This is a genomic window from Paracoccus sp. M683 (assembly GCF_007096355.1).
Lineage (GTDB): Bacteria > Pseudomonadota > Alphaproteobacteria > Rhodobacterales > Rhodobacteraceae > Paracoccus.
The window spans coordinates 568,185-592,932 of record NZ_VKDF01000001.1 but is presented as its reverse complement, the minus strand read 5'-3'; the positions used below and the strand labels follow the sequence as shown (position 1 = coordinate 592,932).

Annotated in this window: 23 protein-coding genes; 12 read left to right on the top strand and 11 right to left on the bottom strand. The window is 64.5% G+C overall.

Annotation, left to right across the window (positions count from 1 at the left end):
- Window positions 1–17 precede the first annotated feature (17 nt).
- Window positions 18–1,844 (top strand): TRAP transporter fused permease subunit, encoded by a 1,827-nt coding sequence (locus FNJ84_RS02765; RefSeq protein ID WP_363323822.1) that lies wholly within the window; start codon window positions 18–20, stop codon window positions 1,842–1,844.
- Here FNJ84_RS02765 and FNJ84_RS02760 read toward each other — a convergent pair.
- The 3 genes from FNJ84_RS02760 to FNJ84_RS02750 are packed head-to-tail and all read right to left on the bottom strand — an operon-like array spanning window position 1,841 to window position 7,243.
- On the bottom strand, window positions 1,841–5,164 hold the full coding sequence (locus FNJ84_RS02760; RefSeq protein ID WP_143791374.1) for an error-prone DNA polymerase: 3,324 nt from the start codon (window positions 5,162–5,164) through the stop codon (window positions 1,841–1,843). The two genes, FNJ84_RS02765 and FNJ84_RS02760, sit on opposite strands and share 4 nt — an antisense overlap.
- Window positions 5,164–6,672, bottom strand: a complete 1,509-nt coding sequence (locus FNJ84_RS02755; protein WP_143791373.1) for a DNA polymerase Y family protein — start codon at window positions 6,670–6,672, stop codon at window positions 5,164–5,166. Before FNJ84_RS02755 ends, FNJ84_RS02760 begins: the two co-directional genes overlap by 1 nt.
- Complete coding sequence (locus tag FNJ84_RS02750) at window positions 6,587–7,243, bottom strand: ImuA family protein (protein WP_143791372.1); 657 nt, start codon at window positions 7,241–7,243, stop codon at window positions 6,587–6,589. The genes FNJ84_RS02755 and FNJ84_RS02750 overlap by 86 nt, the downstream gene beginning before the upstream one ends.
- Window positions 7,244–7,458: 215 nt before the next feature.
- Here FNJ84_RS02750 and FNJ84_RS02745 point away from each other — a divergent pair, with 215 nt between their 5' ends.
- The 6 genes from FNJ84_RS02745 (at window position 7,459) to phoB (ending at window position 13,394) form a co-directional block, all read left to right on the top strand.
- Window positions 7,459–8,490, top strand: coding sequence for a substrate-binding domain-containing protein (locus FNJ84_RS02745; protein ID WP_143791371.1), 1,032 nt, complete (start codon window positions 7,459–7,461; stop codon window positions 8,488–8,490).
- A gap of 79 nt (window positions 8,491–8,569) precedes the next feature.
- Window positions 8,570–9,757, top strand: a complete 1,188-nt coding sequence (gene pstC / locus FNJ84_RS02740; protein WP_143791370.1) for a phosphate ABC transporter permease subunit PstC — start codon at window positions 8,570–8,572, stop codon at window positions 9,755–9,757.
- Window positions 9,754–11,121 carry a phosphate ABC transporter permease PstA gene (pstA, locus tag FNJ84_RS02735; RefSeq protein ID WP_143791369.1) on the top strand — a complete coding sequence of 456 codons (1,368 nt, stop codon included), beginning with the start codon at window positions 9,754–9,756 and terminating at the stop codon, window positions 11,119–11,121. The genes pstC and pstA overlap by 4 nt, the downstream gene beginning before the upstream one ends.
- 24 nt (window positions 11,122–11,145) lie before the next feature.
- Window positions 11,146–11,943 carry a phosphate ABC transporter ATP-binding protein PstB gene (gene pstB / locus FNJ84_RS02730; protein ID WP_143791488.1) on the top strand — a complete coding sequence of 266 codons (798 nt, stop codon included), beginning with the start codon at window positions 11,146–11,148 and terminating at the stop codon, window positions 11,941–11,943.
- 25 nt (window positions 11,944–11,968) lie between these two features.
- Entirely contained in the window at window positions 11,969–12,697 is a 729-nt protein-coding gene (phoU, locus tag FNJ84_RS02725) for a phosphate signaling complex protein PhoU (protein ID WP_143791368.1), read from the top strand.
- 4 nt (window positions 12,698–12,701) lie between these two features.
- The gene (phoB, locus tag FNJ84_RS02720; RefSeq protein ID WP_143791367.1) at window positions 12,702–13,394 is read left to right on the top strand and encodes a phosphate regulon transcriptional regulator PhoB; all 693 of its coding nucleotides are present in this window, start codon (window positions 12,702–12,704) and stop codon (window positions 13,392–13,394) included.
- A 126-nt stretch (window positions 13,395–13,520) separates the two neighbouring features.
- Here the strand turns inward: phoB and FNJ84_RS02715 are convergent, their stop codons facing one another.
- From FNJ84_RS02715 to FNJ84_RS02700, 4 genes are all read right to left on the bottom strand, one after another.
- A complete protein-coding gene (locus tag FNJ84_RS02715; protein ID WP_143791366.1) occupies window positions 13,521–14,204 on the bottom strand; it encodes a hypothetical protein in 684 nt (227 codons plus the stop codon).
- A 198-nt stretch (window positions 14,205–14,402) separates the two neighbouring features.
- Window positions 14,403–15,704: a TRAP transporter large permease gene (locus FNJ84_RS02710; RefSeq protein WP_143791365.1), complete on the bottom strand. Its 1,302-nt coding sequence runs from the start codon at window positions 15,702–15,704 to the stop codon at window positions 14,403–14,405.
- Window positions 15,697–16,161, bottom strand: a complete 465-nt coding sequence (locus FNJ84_RS02705) for a TRAP transporter small permease (RefSeq protein ID WP_143791364.1) — start codon at window positions 16,159–16,161, stop codon at window positions 15,697–15,699. Before FNJ84_RS02705 ends, FNJ84_RS02710 begins: the two co-directional genes overlap by 8 nt.
- Window positions 16,162–17,151, bottom strand: coding sequence for a DctP family TRAP transporter solute-binding subunit (locus FNJ84_RS02700; RefSeq protein WP_143791363.1), 990 nt, complete (start codon window positions 17,149–17,151; stop codon window positions 16,162–16,164).
- A 221-nt stretch (window positions 17,152–17,372) separates the two neighbouring features.
- On the opposite strand from FNJ84_RS02700, the gene FNJ84_RS02695 reads away from it, so the two are divergent.
- The 5 genes from FNJ84_RS02695 to FNJ84_RS02675 all read left to right on the top strand — a co-directional run bounded on the left by FNJ84_RS02695 (window position 17,373) and on the right by FNJ84_RS02675 (window position 22,206).
- Window positions 17,373–18,515, top strand: a complete 1,143-nt coding sequence (locus tag FNJ84_RS02695; protein ID WP_143791362.1) for a TRAP transporter substrate-binding protein — start codon at window positions 17,373–17,375, stop codon at window positions 18,513–18,515.
- A gap of 70 nt (window positions 18,516–18,585) precedes the next feature.
- Window positions 18,586–19,170: a TRAP transporter small permease subunit gene (locus FNJ84_RS02690; RefSeq protein ID WP_143791361.1), complete on the top strand. Its 585-nt coding sequence runs from the start codon at window positions 18,586–18,588 to the stop codon at window positions 19,168–19,170.
- A gap of 57 nt (window positions 19,171–19,227) precedes the next feature.
- Window positions 19,228–20,646 carry a TRAP transporter large permease subunit gene (locus FNJ84_RS02685; RefSeq protein WP_143791360.1) on the top strand — a complete coding sequence of 473 codons (1,419 nt, stop codon included), beginning with the start codon at window positions 19,228–19,230 and terminating at the stop codon, window positions 20,644–20,646.
- Window positions 20,636–22,000: an amidase gene (locus FNJ84_RS02680; RefSeq protein ID WP_143791359.1), complete on the top strand. Its 1,365-nt coding sequence runs from the start codon at window positions 20,636–20,638 to the stop codon at window positions 21,998–22,000. Before FNJ84_RS02685 ends, FNJ84_RS02680 begins: the two co-directional genes overlap by 11 nt.
- Entirely contained in the window at window positions 21,997–22,206 is a 210-nt protein-coding gene (locus tag FNJ84_RS02675) for a hypothetical protein (RefSeq protein WP_143791358.1), read from the top strand. The genes FNJ84_RS02680 and FNJ84_RS02675 overlap by 4 nt, the downstream gene beginning before the upstream one ends.
- Here FNJ84_RS02675 and FNJ84_RS02670 read toward each other — a convergent pair.
- The 4 genes from FNJ84_RS02670 to FNJ84_RS02655 form a co-directional block, all read right to left on the bottom strand.
- A complete protein-coding gene (locus tag FNJ84_RS02670) occupies window positions 22,182–22,643 on the bottom strand; it encodes a DoxX family protein (protein ID WP_143791357.1) in 462 nt (153 codons plus the stop codon). The two genes, FNJ84_RS02675 and FNJ84_RS02670, sit on opposite strands and share 25 nt — an antisense overlap.
- A complete protein-coding gene (locus FNJ84_RS02665; RefSeq protein WP_143791356.1) occupies window positions 22,640–23,422 on the bottom strand; it encodes a DUF2063 domain-containing protein in 783 nt (260 codons plus the stop codon). The genes FNJ84_RS02670 and FNJ84_RS02665 overlap by 4 nt, the downstream gene beginning before the upstream one ends.
- Window positions 23,406–24,248, bottom strand: coding sequence for a DUF692 domain-containing protein (locus FNJ84_RS02660; protein WP_143791355.1), 843 nt, complete (start codon window positions 24,246–24,248; stop codon window positions 23,406–23,408). The genes FNJ84_RS02665 and FNJ84_RS02660 overlap by 17 nt, the downstream gene beginning before the upstream one ends.
- Window positions 24,249–24,326: 78 nt before the next feature.
- The gene (locus FNJ84_RS02655) at window positions 24,327–24,614 is read right to left on the bottom strand and encodes a DUF2282 domain-containing protein (protein WP_143791354.1); all 288 of its coding nucleotides are present in this window, start codon (window positions 24,612–24,614) and stop codon (window positions 24,327–24,329) included.
- Window positions 24,615–24,748: the final 134 nt, after the last annotated feature.

The following is a 24,748-nucleotide window of genomic DNA, read 5'->3' as shown; positions in this document are numbered from 1 at the left end:
AGCAAGGAACCAGCCCCTTGAATCCAGACCAAGTTGACACCGCCGCGCCCGATCATGCCGCTGCGAATCCTGCGGGCCGCGTTATCGCTCTGTCGGCCGCCGCGCTGCTGGTCGCCTTTCATCTTGGGCTGATCTTCTATGGCCTGACGCCAAATCTGGTCGCCCGCCCGCTGCATATGGCGCTGATCCTGCCCTGGATCTTTGTCTTTGCCGCCCCGCAGCCGCCGCTGTTGCGGATCGGTGGTTGGGTTCTGGGCGCGCTTGGCACCGCCGCTGCCTGCTGGATCGCGTGGAATGCCGATGCGCTGGCCGATCAATACGGTTTCGTCGAAACCCCGTTTCAATATGCGGTCGGTGCCGTCCTTCTGATCGCCGTGCTGGAGGCCGCGCGCCGCGCGATTGGCTGGCCGCTGCCTATCGTTGCGGCGCTGGCGCTGGCCTATGCCTTCTGGGGCCAGCATATCCCCGGCGAGTTTGGTCATGCGCCACTGCCCCTGCCAAGCCTGATGGGCACGCTGACACTGGCCGAAGGCGGCATCTGGGGCACGCTGACCGGTGTGTCGGTGGGCGTGGTGTCGATCTTTGTCATCTTCGGTGCGGTGCTGAATGCGGGCGAGGCCGGGCAGGGCTTCATGAACCTTGCCGCCGCTGCCGCAGGCCGGTTGCGCGGCGGGGCGGCCAAGGTCAGCGTGCTGGCCTCGGCGCTGTTCGGGTCGATCTCGGGGTCAGCCTCGGCCAATGTTGCCTCTACGGGCGCCGTAACCATGCCGGCCATGGTGCGGCTTGGATACCCCAAGCGCATCGCCGCCGCGGTCGAGGCCGTAGCCTCGTCCGGGGGGCAGATCATGCCGCCGCTGATGGGGGCCGGGGCCTTTGTCATGGTTGAACTGACGGGCGTGCCCTATACCGGCATCGTGATGGCCGCGACGCTGCCGGCTTTGCTGTATTTTCTGGTCGTGTGGATCGGAATCGACGCCTATGCCCGGCGCTATGACCTGAAAGGGATCGCGTCCGAGGATCGGCCTGACCGGCGCGCGGTGATCGTCACCTCGGGGTTCTTCCTGATCCCCTTCACCATCCTGATGGTGGCCATGTTCGGCCTTGGCTATACCCCGCAATTCGCCGCCTGCCTGTCGATCATCGCGGCCACGGCGCTGTTGTTTTTCGGCGCCGATTTCCGGCTGGACCTGCGCCGTGCCGGCATGCGGCTGGAAGAGGCTTTGCTGAACTCTGCCCGTCAGGTCGCCATGATCGCGGCGATCATCCTGTGTGCATCCATCATCATCGGCGTGCTGGCGGTGACGGGGCTTGGGGTCAAGATCACCTCGCTGATCCTGTCGGCATCGGGCGGGATGCTGTGGCCCTCGCTTCTGTTGACGGCGCTGGCCTGTCTTGTCTTGGGGATGGAGGTGCCGACCACCGCCGCCTATGTCATCTGCGTGTCCGTCGCGGGGCCGGCGCTGGTGCAACTGGGGTTGTCACCCTTGCAGGCGCATCTGTTCGTCTTCTGGTTCGCGCTTCTGTCGACCATCACGCCGCCTGTTGCGGGCGCGGTATTCATCGCCGCCGGGATGGTGGGTGAAAACTGGGTCAAGGTGGCGCTGACGGCGATGGCGCTGGGCGTGGGTCTGTATCTGATCCCGCTGGGCATGGTTGCCAATCCGCAGGTGATTGCGCTGGCCGAGACGCCGGGACAGGCACTGTTGGCGGCGGGTGAGATCGCCATCGGAACGGGCCTGATTTCCCACGCGCTGATCGCCGAGCGGCGGATCTGGCGCACGGTCCTGTTCGCGCTGGCCGGGTTTCTGGTGCTGTTCGCCCGCCCGTTATTGGCAGCGATTTAGTGAAAATCGCGTGATTTCGGAATGATCTGCACATCGCGCGGATGGCGCTGGCGGGCGGCGGGGATGGGGCGGGCGACCTCATCGGCATGGGCCAGCGGTGGCCGCATCGCATCATCGGCCAGCCGCGCCAGCGCATCGGTGCGGTCGGCCAGCGCGGTGGCGACCAGATGGGTGACGCCGGATTTCGGATCGCGTTGCAGATAGCCGGTGACATCCAGCAGCCGCGCCGTCATCACCACCTTGCGGAAGGTGGCAAAGACCTTGGGCCAGACGACCAGATTGGCCACGCCGGTCTCGTCCTCAAGCGTGATGAAGCAGACGCCCTTGGCGCTGCCGGGCCGCTGGCGGATCAGCACGATCCCGGCCATGCGCAGCCGCGCGCCATTGCCACGCGATGCGATATCCGAGGCCGCCGTGTATCCCTGCCGCGTCATACTGGCGCGCAGAAACCGCATCGGATGGGATTTCAGCGACAGGCGCAGGGTCTGGTAATCGGCCACGACATGTTCGCACAGCGGCATGGCGGGCAGGTTGACGGGGGTTTCCTCACCTTCGTCGCGGTCGCGGAACAGCGGCAGATCGGGCGCGTCCTTCAGCGCGCGGGCGTCCCATAGCGCCGCCCGCCGGTCCAAACCCATCGAGCGGCAGGCATCGGCGGCGGCGATCTGGCGGATGCTGCGGCTGTCCAGCCGGGCGGCGGTTTTCAGCGCATCGAGCGAGGCGAAGGGGGTGTCACGCGCGGCCATGATGCGATGGGCCGGGGCCTCGGCCAGCCCGTCGATCTGGCGCAGGCCAAGGCGCAAGGCGAATGAGGACGGGCGCTGCCTGTGCTGCGCACAGGCGGTTGTGTCATGACCCTCGGCGCAGGGCTCTAACGTATTGTCCCAATCCGACAGGTTCACATCCGCATCCAGCACCGTGACCCCATGTTCGCGCGCATCCCGCACGATCTGCGCAGGCGCATAGAACCCCATCGGCTGCGCATTCAGCAGCGCTGCGGCAAAGGCCGCCGGATACCAGCGCTTCAGCCAGGACGAGACATAGACCAGATGCGCGAATGCCGCCGCGTGGCTTTCGGGAAAGCCATATTCGCCAAAGCCCTTGATCTGGTCGAAACAGCGCCGCGCGAAATCGGGGTCATAGCCGCGCTGGATCATCCGCTCGACCATCTTTTCCTCCAGCGCGCCGATGGTCCCGCGTGACCGGAAGGTGGCCATCGCCTTGCGCAATTCATTCGCCTCGCGCGAATTGAACTGGGCGGCGACCATGGCGATCCTCATCGCCTGTTCCTGAAAGATCGGCACGCCCTTGGTGCGCGACAGGATCTTGCGCAGCTCATTCGGGTCATGCGGAGGCGCCGGGCTGGGATAATCCTCGGGTTCCTCGCCATTCCTGCGCCGCAGATAGGGATGGACCATATCGCCCTGAATCGGACCGGGACGGACGATGGCGACCTCGATCACCAGATCATAGAAGACGCGCGGTTGCAGGCGCGGCAGCATGTTCATCTGCGCCCGGCTTTCGACCTGAAACACCCCCACGCTGTCGCCCCGGCACAGCATGTCATAGGTTTCCGGGTCGTCCTGCGGCACCGATGCCAAGGTCCAGCGCTGACCATGATGCGCCGCGATCAGGTCGAAACATTTGCGGATGCAGGTCAGCATCCCAAGCGCCAGCACATCGACCTTCAGGATCTGAAGCGCGTCGATATCGTCCTTGTCCCATTCGATGAAGCTGCGGTCCGCCATCGCGCCATTGCCGATGGGCACGGTTGCCGTCAGCGGCCCCTCGGTCAGGATGAAGCCGCCGACATGCTGCGACAGATGGCGCGGCATGCCGATCATCTGCTCGGCCAGCCGCACGGTGCGGGCCAGATGCGGATCGTCCAGCGCCAGCCCGGCCTGGTCGGCCTCGCCCTCGCCCATGCTGCTGCCCCGGTTGCCCCAGATGGTATTGGCCAGCGCGCTGGTCACATCCTCGGACAGGCCCATCGCCTTGCCGACCTCGCGGATGGCGCTGCGGGGGCGGTAATGGATCACCGTCGCGCACAGCCCCGCGCGATGGCGGCCATAGCGGTCATAGATGTGCTGGATCACCTCTTCCCGGCGCTCATGTTCGAAATCCACGTCGATATCGGGCGGCTCGTCGCGGTCCTCGCTGATGAAGCGTTCGAACAGCAGGTCGAATTTCGAGGGATCGACCGGGGTGATCCCCAGCATGTAGCAAACCGCGCTATTGGCCGCCGAGCCCCGGCCTTGGCACAGGATGCCCTCGCCCCGCGCGAAGCCGACGATATCGTTGATGGTCAGGAAATATTGCGCGATCTTCTTCTTGGCGATCAGCGCCAGTTCCTTTTCCAGCGTCGCCCGCACCGCGCCCGGCACACCCTCGGGATAGCGCCGGGCCGCGCCCTGCCATGTCAGCGCCGCCAGATGCGCATCGGCGGTCCGGCCATGGGGCACGGCCTCGTTCGGGTATTCATAACGCAGGTCCTCCAGCGAGAAGGCGCAGGCATCGGCGATCTCGCGCGTGGCGCGGATGGCATGGGGCCATTCGGCGAACAGCTCGGCCATCTGGGCAGGGGATTTCAGGTGCCGCTCGGCATTGGCATGCAGCAGGAAACCGGCGCGGGCGATGGTGGTCTTTTCGCGGATGCAGGTCATGATGTCCTGAAGCGGGCGGCGGTCGGGGGCGTGGTAATGTACGTCATTGGTGGCCATGATCGACAGGCCAGCCGCCCGCGCCGCCCGGTCCAGCCGGTTGATCCGCGCCCGGTCATCGCCGCGATACAGCCAGCTTGCCGCGACATGGCGCAACCCCGGCAGCCGCGCCGCAAGGCCGGGCAGCACCGATAAATCCGGTCCCGGCAGCCAGATCAATTGCAGCCCCTCGGCATGGGCGGCCAGATCGTCAAGGCTGAGGTCGCAGGCCCCCTTCGCCTGCCAGTTGCCCGCCAGATCGGCCATCCGACCCTTGGAAATCAGCGTCGACAACCGGCCATAGGCCGCGCGGTCGGTCGGATAGGCCAGAAACCCCGTGCCATCCGCCAGCACGATCCGCGCCCCGATCACCGGCCGCATCCGCGCCTTTTTCGCCGCCACATGCAGCCGCACCACCCCGGCAAGGCTGTTCTGGTCAGCTATGCCGATGGCGTCATGGCCCTGTGCATGGGCGGCCAGCACCAGCTCATCCGCTTGGCTCGCGCCATGCAGGAAGGAAAAGGCGCTGGTCACGCCCAGTTCGACGAAATCGGCGCGGGGATTGGCGGGCAGGTCATCGCCAAGGATCAGGCGCGGACGCGGGCGTTCATTATCGGGCATCAGGCGAATACCCCATGCAGGAACCAGCGCGGAGGCCCGCCGCGCCCGTCATGCGCCAGTCCCTCGCGGAAAATCCACAGCCGCCGCCCCTGCGCGTCCTCGATGCGGAAATAGTCGCGCAGCCGCGTGCCGGGCCGGTCGTGCCACCATTCCGGCGCGATCCGTTCCGGCCCGGCATAGCGCGCCACCCGCAGCGTCTGTCGTCGCCAGATGAATTGCGCGGGCGGACCCTCGGGGATGGCATAGAGGACGCGGATTTCCTCGGGCGGGGTCAGCAGGCGGATGGGACGAGTGGGCATGTCGGGCGGCGGCGGGGCCTCGGCCTCGATCAGCGCGCCACCCGTCTGCGCGCGTTCGGGGATGTGATGGGCGGCCAGCGCGGGGCGGCTGATCGCGCCCGCGCCAAAGCGCGAGGACAGCCGGTCGATCAGCCGCGACAGGTGCAGAGCCTCGTCCACGCGGCCATCGAGGCCGGGCTGGGCGGCGGCCAAAGGCTCGACCGCGCGCGCCGTCAGGGTGATCAGGTCAAAGCCATAGTCGGGGTCCAGCCGGTCCAGCCGGCCATCGAAAAGACGCAGCAGATGCGCGGCCTCGCGTGACGGGGCGGCGGTGGCGACGGTGATATCGCGCCGCTCGCCATCGACGCGAAAGACCGACAGGATCAGCCGCCGACAGCCCAGATCGCGGGCGGCCATCTGGTCACACAGATCAGCGGTCAGGCCGGGCAGCCAGTCGGTCGGGTCCTGTACCGGCTCGGCCAGCGCGGCGCGGGACTGGATCACCTCGGGCGCGTCCTTGGCCGAAACGGGTTCGGCCTGCCGCCCCATTGCCTGATCCAGCCGGATCAGCGGGTTATCCCCGGCGGGCGCGCGGTGAAAGCGGCGGGTCAGCGACAGGCGCGGGATCGCCGCCAGATCGCCGATGCGCTTCAGCCCCAGACGGCGCAGCAGCAGCAACGTATCATCCGACAGCCGCAGCGCCGCCACCGGCAAGGGCAGCAGATCGGCGCCGTCATGGCTGATCGCGCGTTCCGGGCCAAAGCGCGCCAAGGCCCATGCCGCGCCCCAGTTCGGCGCCACGGCCAGCCGCGCGGTCAGCCCGGCCAGCGCAAAGCGCGCCTGCATATCGGCCAGCATCGCGGCCTCGCCGCCGAACAGGTGGTCGGCCCCGGTCGTATCCAGCACCAGCCCGTCATCGCCATCGCGGGCCGAGAACGGCCCCCAACGCCGCGCCCAGAAAACCAGCCGGTCCAGCGCGGCGCGGTCGGCATCGGGCATGGCATCCTCGATCCGCAGGCTTGGGCACAGCGCCCGCATATCGGTCGCCCGCGCGCCCCGCGTGACCCCCGCCAGCCGGGCGGCGCGGTTCACGTCATGGATCACCGGCCCATGCGTGCCCTCGGTGGCCAGCGCAAGGGGCAGGTCATCCGGCCAGTCCGGGTTTTGTTTCAACCAATGCTCGATCGCCAGCGAGGTCAGCGAAATCGAGACGATCCGACGCGCGCTCATGTCGCACCGCCCAGGTGCCGGGGGGTGCGGCGCGGCAACGAAACAGTTCCACCTGCCAGCGCGGATCGCCGGGGGATGCCGGGTCGTCGGGATCGGCAGCAGAAGGCAGGGTGCCGATCCGCAGCCGGTTCCGCGCGGCGCTGGCATTGGGATGCGCGCCCCGGCGCAGCAGCCAGCAGGGTATCCCCGCGGCCTCGCTGCGGACGGCCAGACGGCGGGTGGCGGTGAAATCCAGCACCGCCGGATCGCCCCAGATCTCGCCCACCACGGCGGAAAGGGCGGGGCAGCGCAGCCCGTCCTCCAGCGCCATCAGCACATCGGCGGGGCGCGAAAGCTCGACCAGCAGCAGCGATTGCCCGCCAAGGCCCGGCAGATAGGGCGCCCCCGATTCGCGCCGGGTCTGGCGATCCTGCACCCAGAGGACCGGCCCCGCGACTTGCGTCAATTGCGCCATCAGAAAGCCCATCCCGCCCGCATCCAGCACCGGAGGCAGGAAAATTTCCGACAGCGCAGGCGCCGCCGGAATCGGGGCGGGCGGGGCGTTGACGGCGGGGAAGGACAGGATGGCCATGCATTTTGCAGATTCGAATGTTCTTTATTTGTTCTACACCCTGCCGAACCGAGTCGTCAAATTCAACGATCCGGTTCGGACAGCAGCCGAGGGGCCTTTGCCGCAGTGCAGCGATTGTCATGAAAATGTCACGCAACATTCGCATAAGCGTCACGGCGGACGAATAGGTCACGGACAGGCCGATTCTGGCCCCCAGAATACATCAGGAGAGATCCATGAAACCCGTCAAACTCGCCATCTCGTCGGTCGCGCTGATCGCTGCCTCGGCTGGCGTTGCTGCCGCGCGCGACCACGTTCAGGTCGCCGGTTCCTCGACCGTGCTGCCCTATGCGACCATCGTGGCCGAAGCATTCGCCGAAAACACCGGCATGGCTGCCCCCGTGGTCGAAGGTGGCGGTTCCTCGGCCGGGCTGAAGCAGTTCTGCGAAGGCGTGGGCGAGAACACCATCGACGTGGCCAATGCCAGCCGCCCGATCAAGCCGGCCGAGATCGAGACCTGCAAGGCCAATGGCGTGGCCAATATCATCGAGGTTCGCATCGGCTATGACGGGATCGTCTTTGCCAGCGACATCAACGGCCCCGATTTCACCTTTACCCCGGTCGACTGGTTCAAGGCGCTGGGCGCCAATCAGGTCGTCGACGGTCAGGTCGTCGCCAACAGCACGACCAGCTGGAACGAGGTGAACCCCGATCTGCCCGCACAGCCGATCCTGGCCTTCATTCCGGGCACCAAGCACGGCACCCGCGAAGTGTTCGAGGAAAAGGTCATTCTGGCCGGCTGCGAGGAATCGGGCGCGATGGAGGCCTTTGCCGCCGCCAATGGCGGTGACGAGGACAAGGCCGAGGAACTGTGCCTGGCGATCCGCACCGACGGCAAGTCGGTCGATATCGACGGCGACTATAACGAAACGCTGACCCGCGTGGATTCGGACAAGAACGGCATCGGCATCTTTGGCCTGGCCTTCTATGAAAACAACACCAGCAAGCTGAAAGTGGCGACGATGTCGGGGGTCGTGCCCTCGACCGAAAGCATCGCCTCGGGTGAATATCCGGTTTCGCGGCCGCTGTTCTTCTATGTCAAGAAAGACCATTTCGGCGTGATCCCCGGCCTGAAGGAATTTGCCGAGTTCTTCGTGGCCGACGAGGTTGCTGGTCCCGATGGCCCGCTGGCCGAATATGGTCTGGTGTCGGACCCGGAACTGGCCACCGTCCAGCAGGCCGTTGCCGATGAAGTGACCCTGCCCTGACCGTTCAGGCGGGTGGGGTCGTGACGGTCCCGCCCGCCATCCTTTTCCGATATGCAGAACCAGCCAAGCGAAGGCCGACATGCCGATATTCTGGACCGTTCTGATCGTTCTGGCGCTGGGCGCGCTGGGGTTTGTCCTTGGACAGCGCCGCGCCCTGGCTTCGGCCGGCGACGATCACCGCAAGCTGCATTCCCGGCCGATCTATTACGGCTGGCACGTTGCGCTGGTGACCGCCGTGCCGGCGCTGCTGGCGCTGATCTGCTGGCTTTTGATCGACAATGAAAGCGCGCTGCGCCTTGCGCCCGCCACCCTGGTGATTGCGGTGGCCGGCATGGGCTTTGCGCTGGCGCACATCAGCCGGGCCTTTCGCGCCCGCAATGCCGTTGAACAGGTCATTCGGGGGTTGCTGATCCTATCCTCGACCATCGCCATCCTGACCACGATCGGCATCGTGCTGTCGCTGGTTTTCGAATCCATCAGCTTTTTCCGGCTGTATCCCTGGCAAAGCTTCTTCTTCGGGTTGGAATGGACGCCCGCCTTTCAGGGCAATTCCTCACTGGGCGTTCTGCCACTGCTGTGGGGGACGCTGTATATCAGCCTGATCGCGCTGCTGGTGGCTGTTCCCATCGGGCTGTTCGCGGCGATCTATATGTCGGAATATGCCGCACCCCGCATTCGCGGTCTGGTCAAGCCCGCGATCGAGATCCTGGCCGGCATCCCCACCATCGTCTATGGCCTGTTCGCGCTGGTCACCGTGGGTCCGCTGCTGCGCGACTGGATCGCGCAGCCGACCGGGCTGGGCGAGGGGGCGTCGTCCGTGATGACGGCGGGGCTGGTCATGGGAATCATGCTGATCCCCTTTGTCAGCTCGCTTTCCGATGACATCATCAACGCCGTGCCGCAATCGCTGCGCGATGGCAGCCTTGGGCTGGGCTCGACCCATTCCGAGACCATCACCAAGGTGGTGCTGCCTGCCGCCCTGCCGGGCATCGTCGGCGCCATCCTTCTGGCCGCCAGTCGCGCCATCGGCGAGACGATGATCGTCGTGCTTGGCGCCGGCGCCATGGCCCAGATCAGCGGCAACCCTTTCGAGGCGATGACCACGATCACCACCCGGATCGTGTCGCAGCTGACCGGCGACAACGACTTTGCCAGCCCCGAGACGCTGGTGGCCTTTGCCCTTGGCCTGACTCTGTTCGTCCTGACGCTGGGGCTGAATGTTCTCGCGCTTTATATCGTGCGCAAATATCGCGAGCAGTACGAATGACCGATCTGACCCAGACCCCCGCCGCCATCCCGACCCCCACGCCCGCACCCCGCAAGGGATCGCTGATGGTGGCCGACAAGGCCACGATCCGCCGCAACCGGGCCGAGGCGCGCTTCAAGGCCTACGGCATCGGCGCGATCTGTATCGCCCTGATCGCGTTGGTCTTTTTGCTGTTCACCGTTATCCGCGACGGGGCTGGCGCGTTCCAGCAGACCTATGTTTCGATCCCCGTTACCCTTTCGGCCGATGTGGTCGATCCCAAGGGCAACCGCGATCCCGCCGAAATGGCCAAGGTTCTGACCATGTCCTACGGCAAGCTGATGGATGCGGCGCTGACCGACTGGATGGCCGCGAATGCTGTCCAGATCGAGGGGTTGAGCCAAGCCGACATCAAGGGCTTTTTCTCGGGCCAGGCCTCGGCGGAATTGCGCAATATGGTGCTGGCCGATCCGGCGCTGGTCGGGCAGCAGGTCGATGCGACCGTGCTGGCCTCGTCTCGGGTGGATGGCATGTTCAAGGGCCGTGTCACCGATGAAAGTGCCGCGCGCGATGCCAAGACCTCGTCCCAGCAGATCGCGCTGGCCCGTGCCATGGAAGAGAAAGGCGCGCTGGTTACCCGGTTCAACAGCGATTTCATCACCAATCCCGATGCATCCGACAACCGCCCCGAAGCGGCAGGGATCGGCGTGGCGATGCTGGGATCGCTGTATATGATGCTGATCGTGCTGGTGCTGGCGCTGCCCATCGGCGTTGCTGCCTCGATCTATCTTGAGGAGTTTGCGCCCAAGAACCGATGGACCGATCTGATCGAGGTGAATATCTCGAACCTTGCGGCGGTGCCCTCGATCGTGTTCGGCATTCTGGGGCTGGCGGCATTCATCAACTTCATGGGCCTGCCGCGCTCGGCGCCCATCGTCGGCGGGCTGGTGCTGACGCTGATGACGCTGCCCACGATCATCATCTCGACCCGCGCGGCGCTGAAGGCGGTGCCGCCCTCGATCCGCGATGCGGCGCTGGGCGTGGGCGCAAGCCGGATGCAGACGGTGTTTCACCATGTGCTGCCGCTGGCCATGCCCGGCATCCTGACCGGCACGATCATCGGGCTGGCGCAGGCGCTTGGCGAAACCGCGCCGCTGCTGCTGATCGGGATGGTCGCCTTTGTCTCGACCTATCCTTCGGCACCCCCCGAGGGGCTGATGGATCCCGCCTCGGCGCTGCCGGTACAGGTTTATAACTGGGCCACCCGTGCCGATCCTGCCTTTTTCGAACGATCCTCGGGCGCGATCATCGTGCTGCTGATCTTCCTGCTCTGCATGAACCTGCTGGCGATCTTCCTGCGCCGCAAGTTCGAGCGTCGTTGGTAGGAAGGGGACGAAGGAGTGAATATGATGAACACCATGCGACTGGCGGAGAAAGCCGTGGCTGAAGAAACGATCAAGATTACCGCCCGCGATGTGCAGGTCTGGTATGGCGACAAGCATGCCATCAAGGATGTGAATGTCGATATTCTGGCCAATACCGTCACCGCCTTCATCGGGCCTTCGGGTTGCGGCAAGTCGACCTTCCTGCGCTGCATCAACCGGATGAACGACACCATCGACATCTGCCGGGTCGAGGGTCGCATCGCGCTGGATGGCGAGGATGTCTATGACCGCCGCGTTGATCCGGTGCAGCTGCGCGCCAAGGTCGGCATGGTGTTCCAGAAGCCGAACCCCTTCCCCAAGTCGATCTATGACAATGTGGCATACGGCCCCCGCATCCACGGCCTTGCCCGCAACCGCGCCGATCTGGACGCTATTGTCGAGAAATCCCTGCGCGGCGCGGCATTGTGGAACGAGGTCAAGGACCGGCTGTCCGAGCCGGGGACCGGTCTGTCGGGCGGCCAGCAACAGCGGCTGTGTATCGCCCGCGCCGTGGCCACCCAGCCCGAGGTGCTGCTGATGGACGAACCCTGCTCGGCGCTGGATCCGATCGCCACCGGCCAGGTCGAGGAATTGATCGACCAGCTGAAAACCCAATTCTCGGTGGTGATCGTGACCCATTCGATGCAACAGGCCGCCCGCGTCAGCCAGAAGACCGCCTTCTTCCATCTGGGCAATCTGGTCGAATATGGCGATACCGACGACATCTTCACCCGGCCGCAGGACCCGCGCACGGAATCCTATATCTCTGGCCGCATCGGCTGATCCAGCGCAGCGAGGAATACCCATGATGAACCGCGACAAACATATCTCGTCCGCCTTTGACCGCGATCTGGAAACCATTCAGGCGCAGGTCGTGAAAATGGGCGGCATGGTCGAAAGCGCCATTGCCGATGGCGCGACAGCGTTGTTGAACCGCGACGATGAACTGGCCGACGAGGTGCGCCGCCGCGACAAGGCCATCGACGCGCTTGAGGCGCAGATCAACGAGGACAGCGCCCGGCTGATCGCCCTGCGCGCGCCGACGGCCACCGATCTGCGCATGGTGCTGTCGGTGATCAAGATCGCCGGCAGTCTGGAACGGGTCGGCGACTATGCCAAGAACATGGCCAAGCGCACGCATGTGCTGGCGCAGATGCCGGCCATCAGCGGATCGGGGATTGCGCTGCGGCGGATGGCCTCGACGGTGGAAAAGATGCTGACCGATGCGCTGGACAGCTATATCCAGCGTGACGCCGAACTGGCCGCCGATGTCCGCGCCCGCGATCTGGAAGTGGACCAGATGTATAACGCGCTGTTTCGCGAATTCCTGACCTACATGATGGAAGATCCGCGCAATATCACCGCCTGCATGCACCTGCATTTCATCGCCAAGAACATTGAACGCATGGGCGACCACGCCACCGCCATCGCCGAGCAGGTGATCTATCTGGTCACGGGCGAGCTGCCCGATGACAACCGGCCCAAGGACAATCGCGTCCCGCCCGCCGACATTGCCGCCCTGACCGACGAGGACTGATCCCATGGCCTCGCAACAGACCCCGCTGGTCCTTGTGGTCGAGGACGAGGGCGCGCAGCGCGAGGTGCTGCGATACAATCTTGAAGCCGAGGGGTTCGGCGTGGTCATGGCCGAAAACGGCGACGAGGCGCTGCTGTTGGTGGCCGAGGAGCAGCCCGATCTGATCGTGCTGGACTGGATGCTGCCCAATGTCAGCGGCATCGAGGTCTGCCGTCGCCTGAAGGCCGATCCCGGCACCCGCCCGATCCCGATCATCATGCTGTCGGCCCGCAGCGAAGAGGTCGACCGCGTGCGGGGCCTTGAAACTGGCGCCGATGACTATGTGGTCAAGCCTTACTCGGTGGTCGAGCTGATGGCCCGCCTGCGCACCCAGCTGCGCCGCACCCGCCCCACGACCATGGGAGAGCGGCTGGCCTATGAGGACATCATCCTTGATGCCGCCGAGCATCGGGTGTTCCGCGCCGGGCAGGCGCTGCATCTGGGCCCGACCGAGTTCCGGCTGCTGTCGACACTGATGGAAAAGCCCGGCCGTGTGTGGACCCGCGAACAGTTGCTGGACCGGGTCTGGGGGCGCGACATCTATGTCGATACCCGCACCATCGACGTGCATGTGGGCCGGTTGCGCAAGGCGCTGATGCAGAATGGCGGTGACAATCCGGTGCGCACCGTGCGCGGCACCGGGTATGCGCTGGGGTAGACGCTTGAGATCGTGCTGACGCTTGGGCGCTTCTGCTGCCACGGTAACGCGGTTGCGCCTTGTGCGTTCAGGAAAGTCAGGGTGATATGAATTTCGGCTGTAGGTTTGACCGGCGCTGGGTCCAATTCAGATCGCGGTCGTCAAGTTTCCGATCTTGATCTTTCGAGTATCCGCCACATCGAGATATGTGACGATTCCCTTGCGAAATTCTCTCGCAAAATCAATCAGCTTTGCATATTCAGTCTGCGCGTAGCCCTTTATTGTGTCGGACTGTGCGTATTCATCCCAATCCGCACGTCTGCCGAACAGATCAACACCTTTCTCTGTTATCAGTTTTTCCTGAAGGTCACCCGCATCGGTCAATTTTCCTGGATCGACAACAAGCCGTTTGTCATCCAGATCACCAATCGTAATAGTTGGCCCGGTTGCCCCAGAAAAAATGATTCGGCATTCCTGATCGAATTTCAAAAGATGGGCGCGAACCAGTTCAATCGCGCTTGTCGGGGTGGTCGCACTCATGCCCGTAGATGAGCTTGCATAACAGGTGTCAAAATCAATTCGATTGCTTGCTTTCAGATTGATGCCGCTTTTGATTATCGCATCGGCAACATCGGCTGTCGTCGTTCCAGAAAAGCTCGCAACATTCCCATGGCCGATTACCAGAATCTTCTCTGCATCGGCGCATTTTCCGATGATCGTTCTCATTGTGTAGATATCTGCATAAGGACTGTCGGTGCGACTGATGTATTTATAGCAGTTTGCAAGCTGCAAAAGATCCGGATTTGGCAACAACATGATCACGCGGCGCATCGGTCAATCCAATCAGTCTGTTTTTGGTGGAGATCCTTGCCATTATCGGCATGTTCTAGATGTAACCAACCAGGTGTTCGCCAGTAAAAAAACATCCACCGTGGGATATATTGATTATATGATTTGCTGGAAAATAATCCACCGGTTTTTTAACCGGCTCGCGCGGTCGATGCAGCGCCCGCAGGCGCTACGCCCCGTTCAGTCCAACAGCACCAGACTCAACGACGGAAAGGCCGCGATCACGGCCAGCCCGACCAGCGCCGTCGCAAGAAAGGGAAGCGCCCCCCGCGCCACCTTTTCCAGCGGCAGCCGGGTGATATTGGCGGCGACGTAAAGGTTGATCCCGACCGGCGGGGTGATCAGCCCGATGGCCAGATTGACCATGACCAGCACGCCGAACCAGATCGGGTCCCAGTTCAGCTCTCGCGCGACGGGCAGGAAGATCGGCAGGCAGATCAGCATGATGGTGATCGCGTCCATGAACATGCCGCAGATCAGCAAGACCAGCATGATCACCGCCAGAATGACCCATTCATTCGACGACAGCCCCAGCAGCGCGCCGGAATAGCTGCCAACCAGATCATCCACCGTGACGACCCAGCCAAACAGCCCGGCATAGGCCACGACCAGCATCACCACCGCCGAGGACGAGGCGGAATCGGTCAGCGCCTTGAACAGCCCCTGCCATGTCAGCGTCCGGTAAGCCAGCGCGCCCACGGCCAGCGCATAGACGGATGCGACGATGGCGGCCTCGGTCGGTGTGAACACACCCGAATAGATGCCGCCAAGGATCACCACCGGGGTCATCAGCCCCCAGAAACTGTCGAGAAAACAGCGCCATAGCCGCGCGCCATAGGGCAGCCCCGGATAGGGCGGCGCCACCAGTGCCCGCGTGGCGGCGGCGTCATGGGCCTGCCCAAAGGGCAGCGCACACAGCATCAGCGCCCCGCAGACCAGCCCCGGAATGATCGCGGCGATGAACAGATCGGCGATCGAGGTTTCGGCCAGCACGCCATAGATTACCAGCCCGATCGAGGGCGGGATGACGATGGACAGGGCGGCCCCGGTGCAGACCAGCCCGGCGGCGAAGGCGCGGGAAAAGCCGTCCTCCTCCATCGAGCGGATGATCATCGGCCCGATGGCCGCGACCGAGGCCGGGCCGGACCCGCTGACCGCGCCCCAGAACAGGCAGACGACGGTGCCGACCAGCCCCATCCCGCCGGGCAGATCGCCCACCAGCACGCGGAAGAACCGGATCATCCGGTCGGCAATGCCCAACCGCCCCATCAGGTTGCCCGCCAGGATAAAGAACGGAATGGCCAGCAGCGAAAACTTGGCGATCCCGGCGGTCAGCAGATCGCCCACCAGATCCAGCCCAAAGCCCAATTGCCACATCGCCACCAGCGCCGACAGGCCAAGCGCGAAAGCCACCGGCACCCGCAGGATCAGGAACAGGAAAAACAGGCCCACCATCAGGCTGCCGCTGCCGATCTCACTCATCGCGTTCAGGCCCCCGGATCAGCGCCTGCACATAGCGGATCAGCACAAGCGCAAAGCCCAAAGGCACCGCCAGCGAATACCACCATAGCGGCAAGTTCAGCGCATAGCTGGTCATGCCCGTTGAAATCTGATTGCGCACCAGCCCGATGGTAAACCAGACCGAGGCTGCCAGCAGCGCCACCGACAGCCCCGCCGCCAGCCAGATCACAGCCCTTCGCGCGGGCGCGGGCAGCAGGTCGGAAATCAGTTCCACCGCCAGATGTTCGCCCCGGCGCGCGGCGATGGCGGCGCCGAAAACGGTCAGCAGGACGAAACCGCCGGTCAGCAACTCCTCGGTCGCGGCAAAGGAATGGCTGGTGCCGTAACGCACGACGATATTGGCAAAGCCAAGCGCGGTCATGCCCAGCAGCAGGACCGCGCAGACAAGCTTTTCAAAATCGTCGATCAGGCAGCGCATTTACGGCGCCGCGTTCGCTTCGTCTGTGAACAGCTTCACGATATCGGCCCCGACTTTTTCGGACCATTTGTCAAAGCTGGGCTTGGTGGCGTCCTTGAAGGCGGCCAGTTCCTCGGGCGTCAGTTCGGTCACTTCCATGCCCTGTTCCTTGAGGAAGGCGATGCCTTCATCTGTGGCCTTGCGGCTGATCTCGATCTGATAGGCCATGGCTTCGTCGGCGGCCTTCTGGAACTGCGCCTTGGTGGCGTCGTCCATCGCGTCCCAACGCGACTGCGCGATGCCCAGGAACAGCGGGTCATAGCTGTAATGCCACGGGGTGATGTATTTCTGAACCTCATAGACGCGCTGCGGGATGATCACCGCGCCGATGGGGTTTTCCTGCCCGTCCACCACGCCCTGCTGCAAGGCGGGGAAGGTCTCGGACCATTGCATCTGCTGCGGATTGGCGCCCAGATCGGTCATCACGTCGATATACATCGGCCCGGCCACGCGCATCTTCAGCCCGGCCATGTCGGCAGGCGATTTGATCGGCCGTTTGGAGTTCGTCACCTCGCGAAAGCCATTCTCGCCCCAGGCCAGCACCTTGATGCCGTGGCCTGCCATGATTTCCTCCATCTTGTCGCCCGCAGCGCCTTGGGTGGTGCGGTCGACGGCGGCGTAATCGGCGTAAAGATAGGGCAGCGAGAAGGCGGCCATTTCCGGCGCCAGCGGGGTCACGTTGATGGCCGAGGTCAGCACCAGATCAATGGCGCCGCGCCCGGTCATCTCGGCCTGTTTCATCTGGTCGCCGCCGGCCAGCTGGGCGTTGGGAAAGACGCGGACATCAAAGGCGCCGCCGGTTTCCGCCGCCAGCAATTCGCCGAATTTCTCGGCCCCCTGCTGCCAGGTGGTCGTGTCACCGACATTATGCGACAGGCGCAGCGTTTCCGCCGCTGCCGGCAGGGTGATGGCCAGCGCCGTGGTCAGCGCCAATGCGAATTTCGTATACACTACGGTCCTCCTCCCAGTGGTTTCTGGTTGATTGCAGATTGTGCAGCGCCGCGCAATATCCCCGAAAGATCCATAAAGTGCTGGTCTCAAACGTCGGGAAGGCGGCGATATGGGGGAAGTCCGCTAAAACCCCGCCCAATAAAGTCTTGATTTGCGACGCCCCAGACGAAACAGTGCAGGCGGGAGCAAGGTATACAAAACCAAAAAAGGGAGGAAGAGGAATGACCAAGGACAAGACGACTGCGGCGGTTTCGCGCCGTTCGTTCCTGCGTCGCGGCGGGGCGATGGCCGGCGGTGCGGCAGCCAGCACATTGGTGGCGGCGCCTGCCGTTCTGGCGCAATCGCCGCTGGTCTTGAAGATGCAGACCAGCTGGCCGGCATCCGACATCTGGCAGACCATGGCGCAGCAATATGTGGACCGGGTGCAGGCCATGTCGGGCGGTCGCATCCAGATCGACCTGCTGCCAGCAGGTGCCGTGGTCGGCGCGTTTCAGGTGATGGACGGGGTCAGCGATGGTGTCATCGACATCGCCCATTCGGTCAGCGCCTATTGGTATGGCAAGAACAAGGCCGCCTCGCTGTTCGGCACCGGGCCGGTCTTTGGCGGCGATCCGACCAATATGCTCAGCTGGTTCTATCAGGGCGGCGGACGCGAGCTGTATCGCGAGCTGACGCAGGATCAGATGGGGCTGAATGTCGTGGGCCTGATGGCCTTCCCGATGCCGGCGCAGCCATTCGGCTGGTTCAAGAACCCGATCACCGGGGCGGGCGACATCCAGGGCATGAAATACCGCACCGTCGGCCTTGCCGCCGACCTGTTGCAGTCGATGGGCATGTCCGTGGCCCAGTTGCCCGGCGGCGAGATCGTCCCCGCGATGGAACGCGGCGTCATCGACGCGTTCGAGTTCAACAACCCGTCCTCGGACCTTCGCTTTGGCGCGCAGGACGTGGCAAAGAACTATTACATGGGGTCCTATCATCAGGCCGCCGAGGCGTTTGAATTTCTGTTCAACCGCGACGTGATGGAGGATCTGGAACCCGATCTGCGCGCCATTCTGGAACATGGCGTCGAGGCGGTCTCGACCTTCAACACCGCTTATGCGCTGGATAACTATTCCGCCGACCTGCTGAAGCTGCGCGATGAACATGGCGTCACCATCCACAAGACGCCCAATGACATCCTGCAAGCCCAGCTGGATGCGTGGACCACGATGATCGCCTCTCTGGAAGGGGATGCGACGATCAAGAAGATCCTCGACAGCCAGCGCGACTGGGTCAAGCGCACCGTCTATTACGAGCTGATGGACAAGCCCGATTATGCACTGGCCTATGAGCATTTCTTCCCCGGCGAGCTGAAGATCTGATTGCCGGATGACTTGCAGCCCCCGGCGCGCCTTGTGGTGCCGGGGGCAGTTTCAATGCGCGGGGGATGGGATGCTTCGCTTTGTGCGCTTTGCCGACAGCCTGTCGGCCTGGTTCGGCAAAACCTTTGGCTGGCTGATCATGCTGATGACCATCGGTGTCAGCTATGAGGTCGTCGTGCGCTATGTGTTCAACGCGCCGACATCCTGGTCGCTGGATGTGTCGTTCATCATGTATGGCACGCTGTTCATGATGGGTGGGGCCTATACGCTGTCACGCGGCGGCCATGTGCGGGGTGATTTCCTGTATCGGCTGTGGCCCGTCCGGGTGCAGGCGGCGGTCGACCTGCTGCTGTATATCATCTTCTTCTTTCCGGGCGTCACGGCGCTGATCTTCGCGGGCTGGAAATATGCCTCGCGCAGCTGGCAATATGGCGAGGTCAGCGTGAACAGCCCCGCCGGCATCCCGATCTTTCAGTTCAAGACGGTGATCGTCGCCGCCGGCATTCTGCTGTTCATTCAGGGCATCGCGCAAGTGCTGCGCTGTATTCTGGCGATCCGCGACGGCGTCTGGACCGAGGCCGAAGAGGATGTCGAGGAAACCGAGGAACTGCTGATCCGCGAACAGACCGAAAAGGCCCATGCCCATGAGGCCTGATCGCCACCCGCAGCCCGACCCACGCGCCAAAGCCCCCCTTCTGCCGGAGTATGGAATTTGACCGACCCGCAAGTCGCCCTGTCGATGCTGGGCGTGTTCATCATCCTGGTTTTCCTGGGTTTCCCCATCGCCTTCACGCTGATGGCCCTGGGCATCATGTTTGGCTATTACGCCTATTTCGATGCCGGCCGCATGTGGCGCAGCTTCAACCGGCTGGGCGAGGATGCCGATTGGTGGACCTCGACGACCACATGGTTCGAAGGGCTGTTCAACAACCGCATCTTCGATCTGTTCATCAACCAGACCTATACCGTCATGTCGAACGAGGTGCTGACGGCGGTGCCCTTGTTCCTGTTCATGGGCTATATCGTCGAGCGTGCGAATATCGTCGACCGGCTTTTTTCCACGCTGGCCATTGCCTCGCGGCGGATGCCGGGGTCGATGGGGGTGGCGGCGCTGATCACCTGCGCGCTGTTCGCCACCGCCACCGGCATCGTCGGCGCGGTTGTGACGCTGATGGGCCTTCTGGCGCTGCCTGCCATGCTGAAGTCGCGCTATGATCCCAGCTTTGCCAGCGGCATAATCTGCGCCGGCGGCACTTTGGGCATCCTGATCCCGCCCTCGATCATGCTGATCGTCTATGCGGCGGCCTCGGGCGTGTCGATCGTGCGGCTTTACGCCGGGGCCATGCTGCCGGGTCTGGTACTGGTCGGGCTGTATCTTGTCTATGTGATCGGGCGGTCGATCCTTCAGCCCTCGGTCGCGCCCCGGCCCAGCGAGGACGAGGTGCCGCCCGTGCCGATGGGTCAGCTGACCTGGATGATGATCACCTCGTTCTTTCCGCTGGCGGTGCTGATCGTCGCGGTTCTGGGCTCGATCCTGTTCGGCCTTGCCACGCCGACCGAGGCTGCCGCCATCGGCGCCATGGGCGGGTTGGTCCTGGCCGCCGCCTATCGCTCGCTGACCTTTCAGCGGCTGCGTGAATCGGTCTATCTGACGGTGCGCACGACGGCGATGGTCTGCTGGCTGTTCGTCGGTTCCTATACGTTCAGTTCGGTTTTTTCCTATCTGGGGGGCGAACACCTGATTTCCAGTTTCGTCGGCGGGCTGGACCTGACGCCGCTGCAATTCCTGCTTTTGGCGCAGCTGATCATCTTTCTGCTGGGCTGGCCGCTGGAATGGTCGGAAATCATCATCATCTTCGTGCCGATCTTCCTGCCCTTGCTGCCGATGTTCGGGATCGACCCGCTGTTTTTCGGCATCCTCGTGGCGCTGAACCTGCAAACCTCGTTCCTGACACCACCGATGGCGATGTCGGCCTATTACCTGAAAGGCATCGCCCCGCCCGAGGTGAAGCTGACGCAGATCTTCGCCGGGGTGATGCCCTTCCTGTTCATGGTCTTTATCGCCATGGCTGTGGTCTATATCTTCCCTCAGGTGGTCTTCTATCTTCCCACGGTGTTCTATGGGGGATGATCTGACGAACCTGTCCGCCGTCCAGCTGCGCGACCGCATGGCCGCCGGCGCGGTGTCCGCCACCGATGTGGTGACAGCGCATCTGCGGCGCATCGCCCAGACCGAGCCGCAGTTGCAGGCCTGGGCCTGGCTGGATGGCGATTATGCGCTGGCGCAGGCGCGGGCGCTTGATGACCGGCGCCGCGCCGGCGCGGCCATCGGTCCGCTGCACGGCTTGCCGGTGGGCATCAAGGACGTGATCGACACGGCAAAGGTGCCGACCGAGAACGGCACCGCCATCGACAAGGGGCGCGTGCCGTCTGAGGATGCGCATGTCGTCGCCCGTCTGCGCGCCGCAGGCGCGGTGATCATGGGCAAGACCGTGACCACGGAAATGGCCTATCTGCACCCCTCGAAATCGCGCAATCCGCATGATCCGACGCGCACGCCCGGCGGGTCCTCGGCCGGGTCGGCCGTGGCGGTGGCGGCGGGGATGGTGCCCTTGGCCGTGGGCACGCAGACAGGCGGCTCGGTGATCCGGCCGGCATCCTATTGCGGCGTCGTCGGCTTCAAGCCCAGCTTTGGCATGATCGGGCGCAGCGGCATCCTGCCGCAATCGCCGTTTCTGGATACGGTCGGGGTCTTTGCCCGCGATGTCGCCGATGCCGCCCTGTTGGCCGAGGTGCTGGCCGGCCATGATCCGGCCGATCCGGCGACCTCGCCCGGCCCGGTGCCGCGTCTGTTGCAGGCGGCGGGCTCGGCCCCGCCGGTGCGGCCCGACCTGGCGTTGGTCGAGATGCCCGCCCCGCCCCAGACCGACCCGCGCCTGCGCGCCGCGCTGGAGGAACTGGCCGGCCTGCTGGGCGACCGGGCCGAGCGCGTGGCCCTGCCCCCGGCCTTTGCCGAGGCGCAGGCGATTCGCACGCGCATCAATCAGGCCGAGATGGCCAAATGCTATTACAGCCATGAACGGCGGGGGCAGGCGCTGATGTCGGGCGAACTGACCGAGGCGATGGCGGCCGGCAAGCAGATCCTGGCGCGCGACTATATCGCCGCGCTGGACTGGCGCGGGGTGCTGAATGCCGGGCTGGCCCGGATGTTCGAGCGCTATGACGCGATCCTGTGCCCGGCCAGTCCCGGCCCCGCGCCTGACGGGCTGGCCAGCACCGGGGATTCGGCCTTTAACGGGGTCTGGACGCTGTGCGGCACGCCGGTCGTCGGCCTGCCGCTGTTTCAAACCGAGACGGGGCTGCCCATGGGGCTGCAACTGGTCGGCCGGGTCGGCGATGACGCGCGCCTTTTGCGCACCGCTGCCTGGCTGATGGCCCAGGTCGACGGCACGACGCCCGGCCTGAAACAGGAGGAGATCGCATGACTGACAAGCTGATGGCGCTGCTCGCCTATGCTGTGATGGCCGCCTCGCTGATCATTCTGGTGTGGTATGTGCCACGCTGGGATCTGGGCGGCGTGGTGCTGGCGACGCTGATCCTGGCCGGGATTGATGTGTTCCAGGTGCTGCGCGATCACCAGAAGCCGGGCCACGAAACCCGGACCAATCACGACCCGCGCGACGATCTGTGATCCGCGTCCAGCCCCAGCAGCCGGTCCAGCGCGATCCGTCCCGGCCCCTGTGCGATCAGGATCAGCAAACAGGCCGCCCAAAGGCCATGCGTGACCCAGGCCGAGGGGTAGACGAAGATCTGGATCACCGCGGTCATGCCCAGCAGGGCCAGCGCCGATAGTCGGGTCATCAGCCCCAGGACCAGCAGGACCGGGAACAGGTGTTCGGCGGTCGCGGCCAATCGGGCCGCCAGGTCCGGCGGTATCAGCGGCAGGGCATATTCCTCGCGGAACAGGAAATAGGTCGAGGGGCTGATGCTGAACAGGCCTTCGACCTTGGTGCGGCCCGATTGCCAGAACACGGCGGCCGGGAACAGCCTGGCGGGCAGCGCCACCAGATCATAGGGCAGCTGTCCGGCAATTGCGTTGAAACGGCGGATCATTGCGGTTCCGATCATGATGCGGTCCTGACATCGGCGATCAGCCTTTCGGTCAGCAGCAGCGTCAGTATCGGCGTGGCGTCGGCGGTCAACAGCGCGGCCTTGGCCAGGTTTTCGCCTGCCATCAGCGCGCGCAGGAAGCGTGCCTGATCCGGCGCGATACGGCGCACGGGCACTTGAAAATCAGCCTGCCGCCAGATCAGCACCTGCTCGGCCCCGCCTGGATTGACCGAGGGGTTCTGCCCCGGCTGGTTCGCCTGCCAGATCGTCGCGGCAGGCCAGTTACAATCCAGAAGCCGCAGCGAAGGCGCAAGCACCAGCCGCAACCGAGCGGGATCAGATGCCCCGATTCGGGCAAGCCCGCTGCCATCCACCGGGTCGTGGTCGGCCGCGTGATAGGCCTGCCCGCGCGCATATTCCAGCCGGGCCACGTCGGGCAGATAGGGCAGCGCCGCGACCGGGGGAAAGCCGCGCAGGAAGGTCGCGAACTCGGCGCCCCACAGCAACAGCACGGGCGAGCGCGGCGGATGGGCGGCGATGAAATCGGCCGCCATGGCGGCAAAGAACGCCGCACCGACCAGCCGTTCCACGACGGGAAAACGGCGGGCCAGCGCCTGAGACAGGCTGCGTGCGACATTGTTGCGATAGACGGCAAAGCGCGCCTCCAGCGCCGCGCGGTCGGGGCCAGGCCCGCAGGGTGCGGCGATCGTCACGCCCTGGGGCACCGGGCCCGCGCGCAGCGCCCGGCGAAAGCCGCCGGTGGTCGCGACATGGCTGGTCTCAGCTGGCAAGGGCATGGCCGGACCTTTCCATGATCCCGCGCGTCCGGTCGACCTCGGCCATCAGGACGGCAAATTCGGGGATGTCATTGTCCCATTCGATCAGCGTAGGCAGAGCGCCGCGGCGGGCGATCACCTGCCCGAACAGCGCCCAGACCGGACCTGCGACCTCGCTGCCGTGGGCGTCGATCAGCAGCGGCCCGTCGGGCAGCATTTCCTGATCATGGCCGCCCAGATGGATCTCGGCCACGGCGGACAGCGGAAAGGCGTCCAGATAAGCCTGCGGATCGCTGCGGTGATTGGTGCAGCTGACAAAGACATTGTTCACATCCAGCAGCAGCCCGCAGCCGGTGCGGCGCGCGATCTCGGCCAGAAATTCGGTTTCGGGGATCGTGGACTGCTGAAAGGTCACATAGGTTGACGGGTTTTCAAGCAGCATCCGGCGGCCCAGATGATGCTGGACCTGATCGACATGCTGGCAGATCAGGCCCAGCGTTTCGGGGGTATAGGGCAATGGCAGCAGGTCGTTCAGATATTCGTTGCCATGGCTGGACCATGCCAGATGTTCGGAAAAGCTGTCGGGCTGGTAGCGGTCGCACAGTGCCCTCAGCCGGTCCAGATGCGCGCCGTCCAGCGGGTCCGGGCCGCCGATGGACAGGCCGACCCCGTGGATCGACAGCGCGTAATCGGCACGCAGCGCCGTCAACATCGCATGGGGTGCGCCGCCATCGCCCATGTAGTTTTCGGCGTGGACCTCGAAAAAGCCCAGATCGGGGCGGGTGTCGCGGATCGCGGTGAAATGTTCAGCCTTGAAGCCCAGTCCGGGCACTGATGGCAGAGGCATGGCGGGCTTCCTTGGTTTGGGACAGGCAGGCAGAAAAGGCGGGCGCGGCGCCAGGGGCGGCCGCGCCCTTGGGGGGGGTCACATCTCGATGGGTTCCAGGCTGCCATTATGGCCCGCCGGGGTTTCCATCGTCGTGCAGGTGCCGGCCGGAACCAGCTTCCATGCGTTGCCCTGATAATCCTTGGTCGAGGTGCCCGCGCAGGTCGTGCCGGCACCGGCGGCGCAATCGTTCTCGCCCGCAAGGGCAACGCCATAGCATTTTTCCATCTCGGCCTTGTCCATGTCTTTCTTCATGTCATCGGCATGGGCCATGCCGGCCAGGGAAATGGCTGCGGCCAGCGCGGTGGCGAGGGGCGTGGTTTTCATCGGATCTTTCTCCTGTCTGGATCGGGACAGCGGGGTTGCGGTCCTGATCAGGCTTTTCGCTGACCGTGGCGGTGGTGTTACACGATCACGCCCTCGTGATTGGTGTGACGGCCTCGGAATTTCTGGCGGCCGGA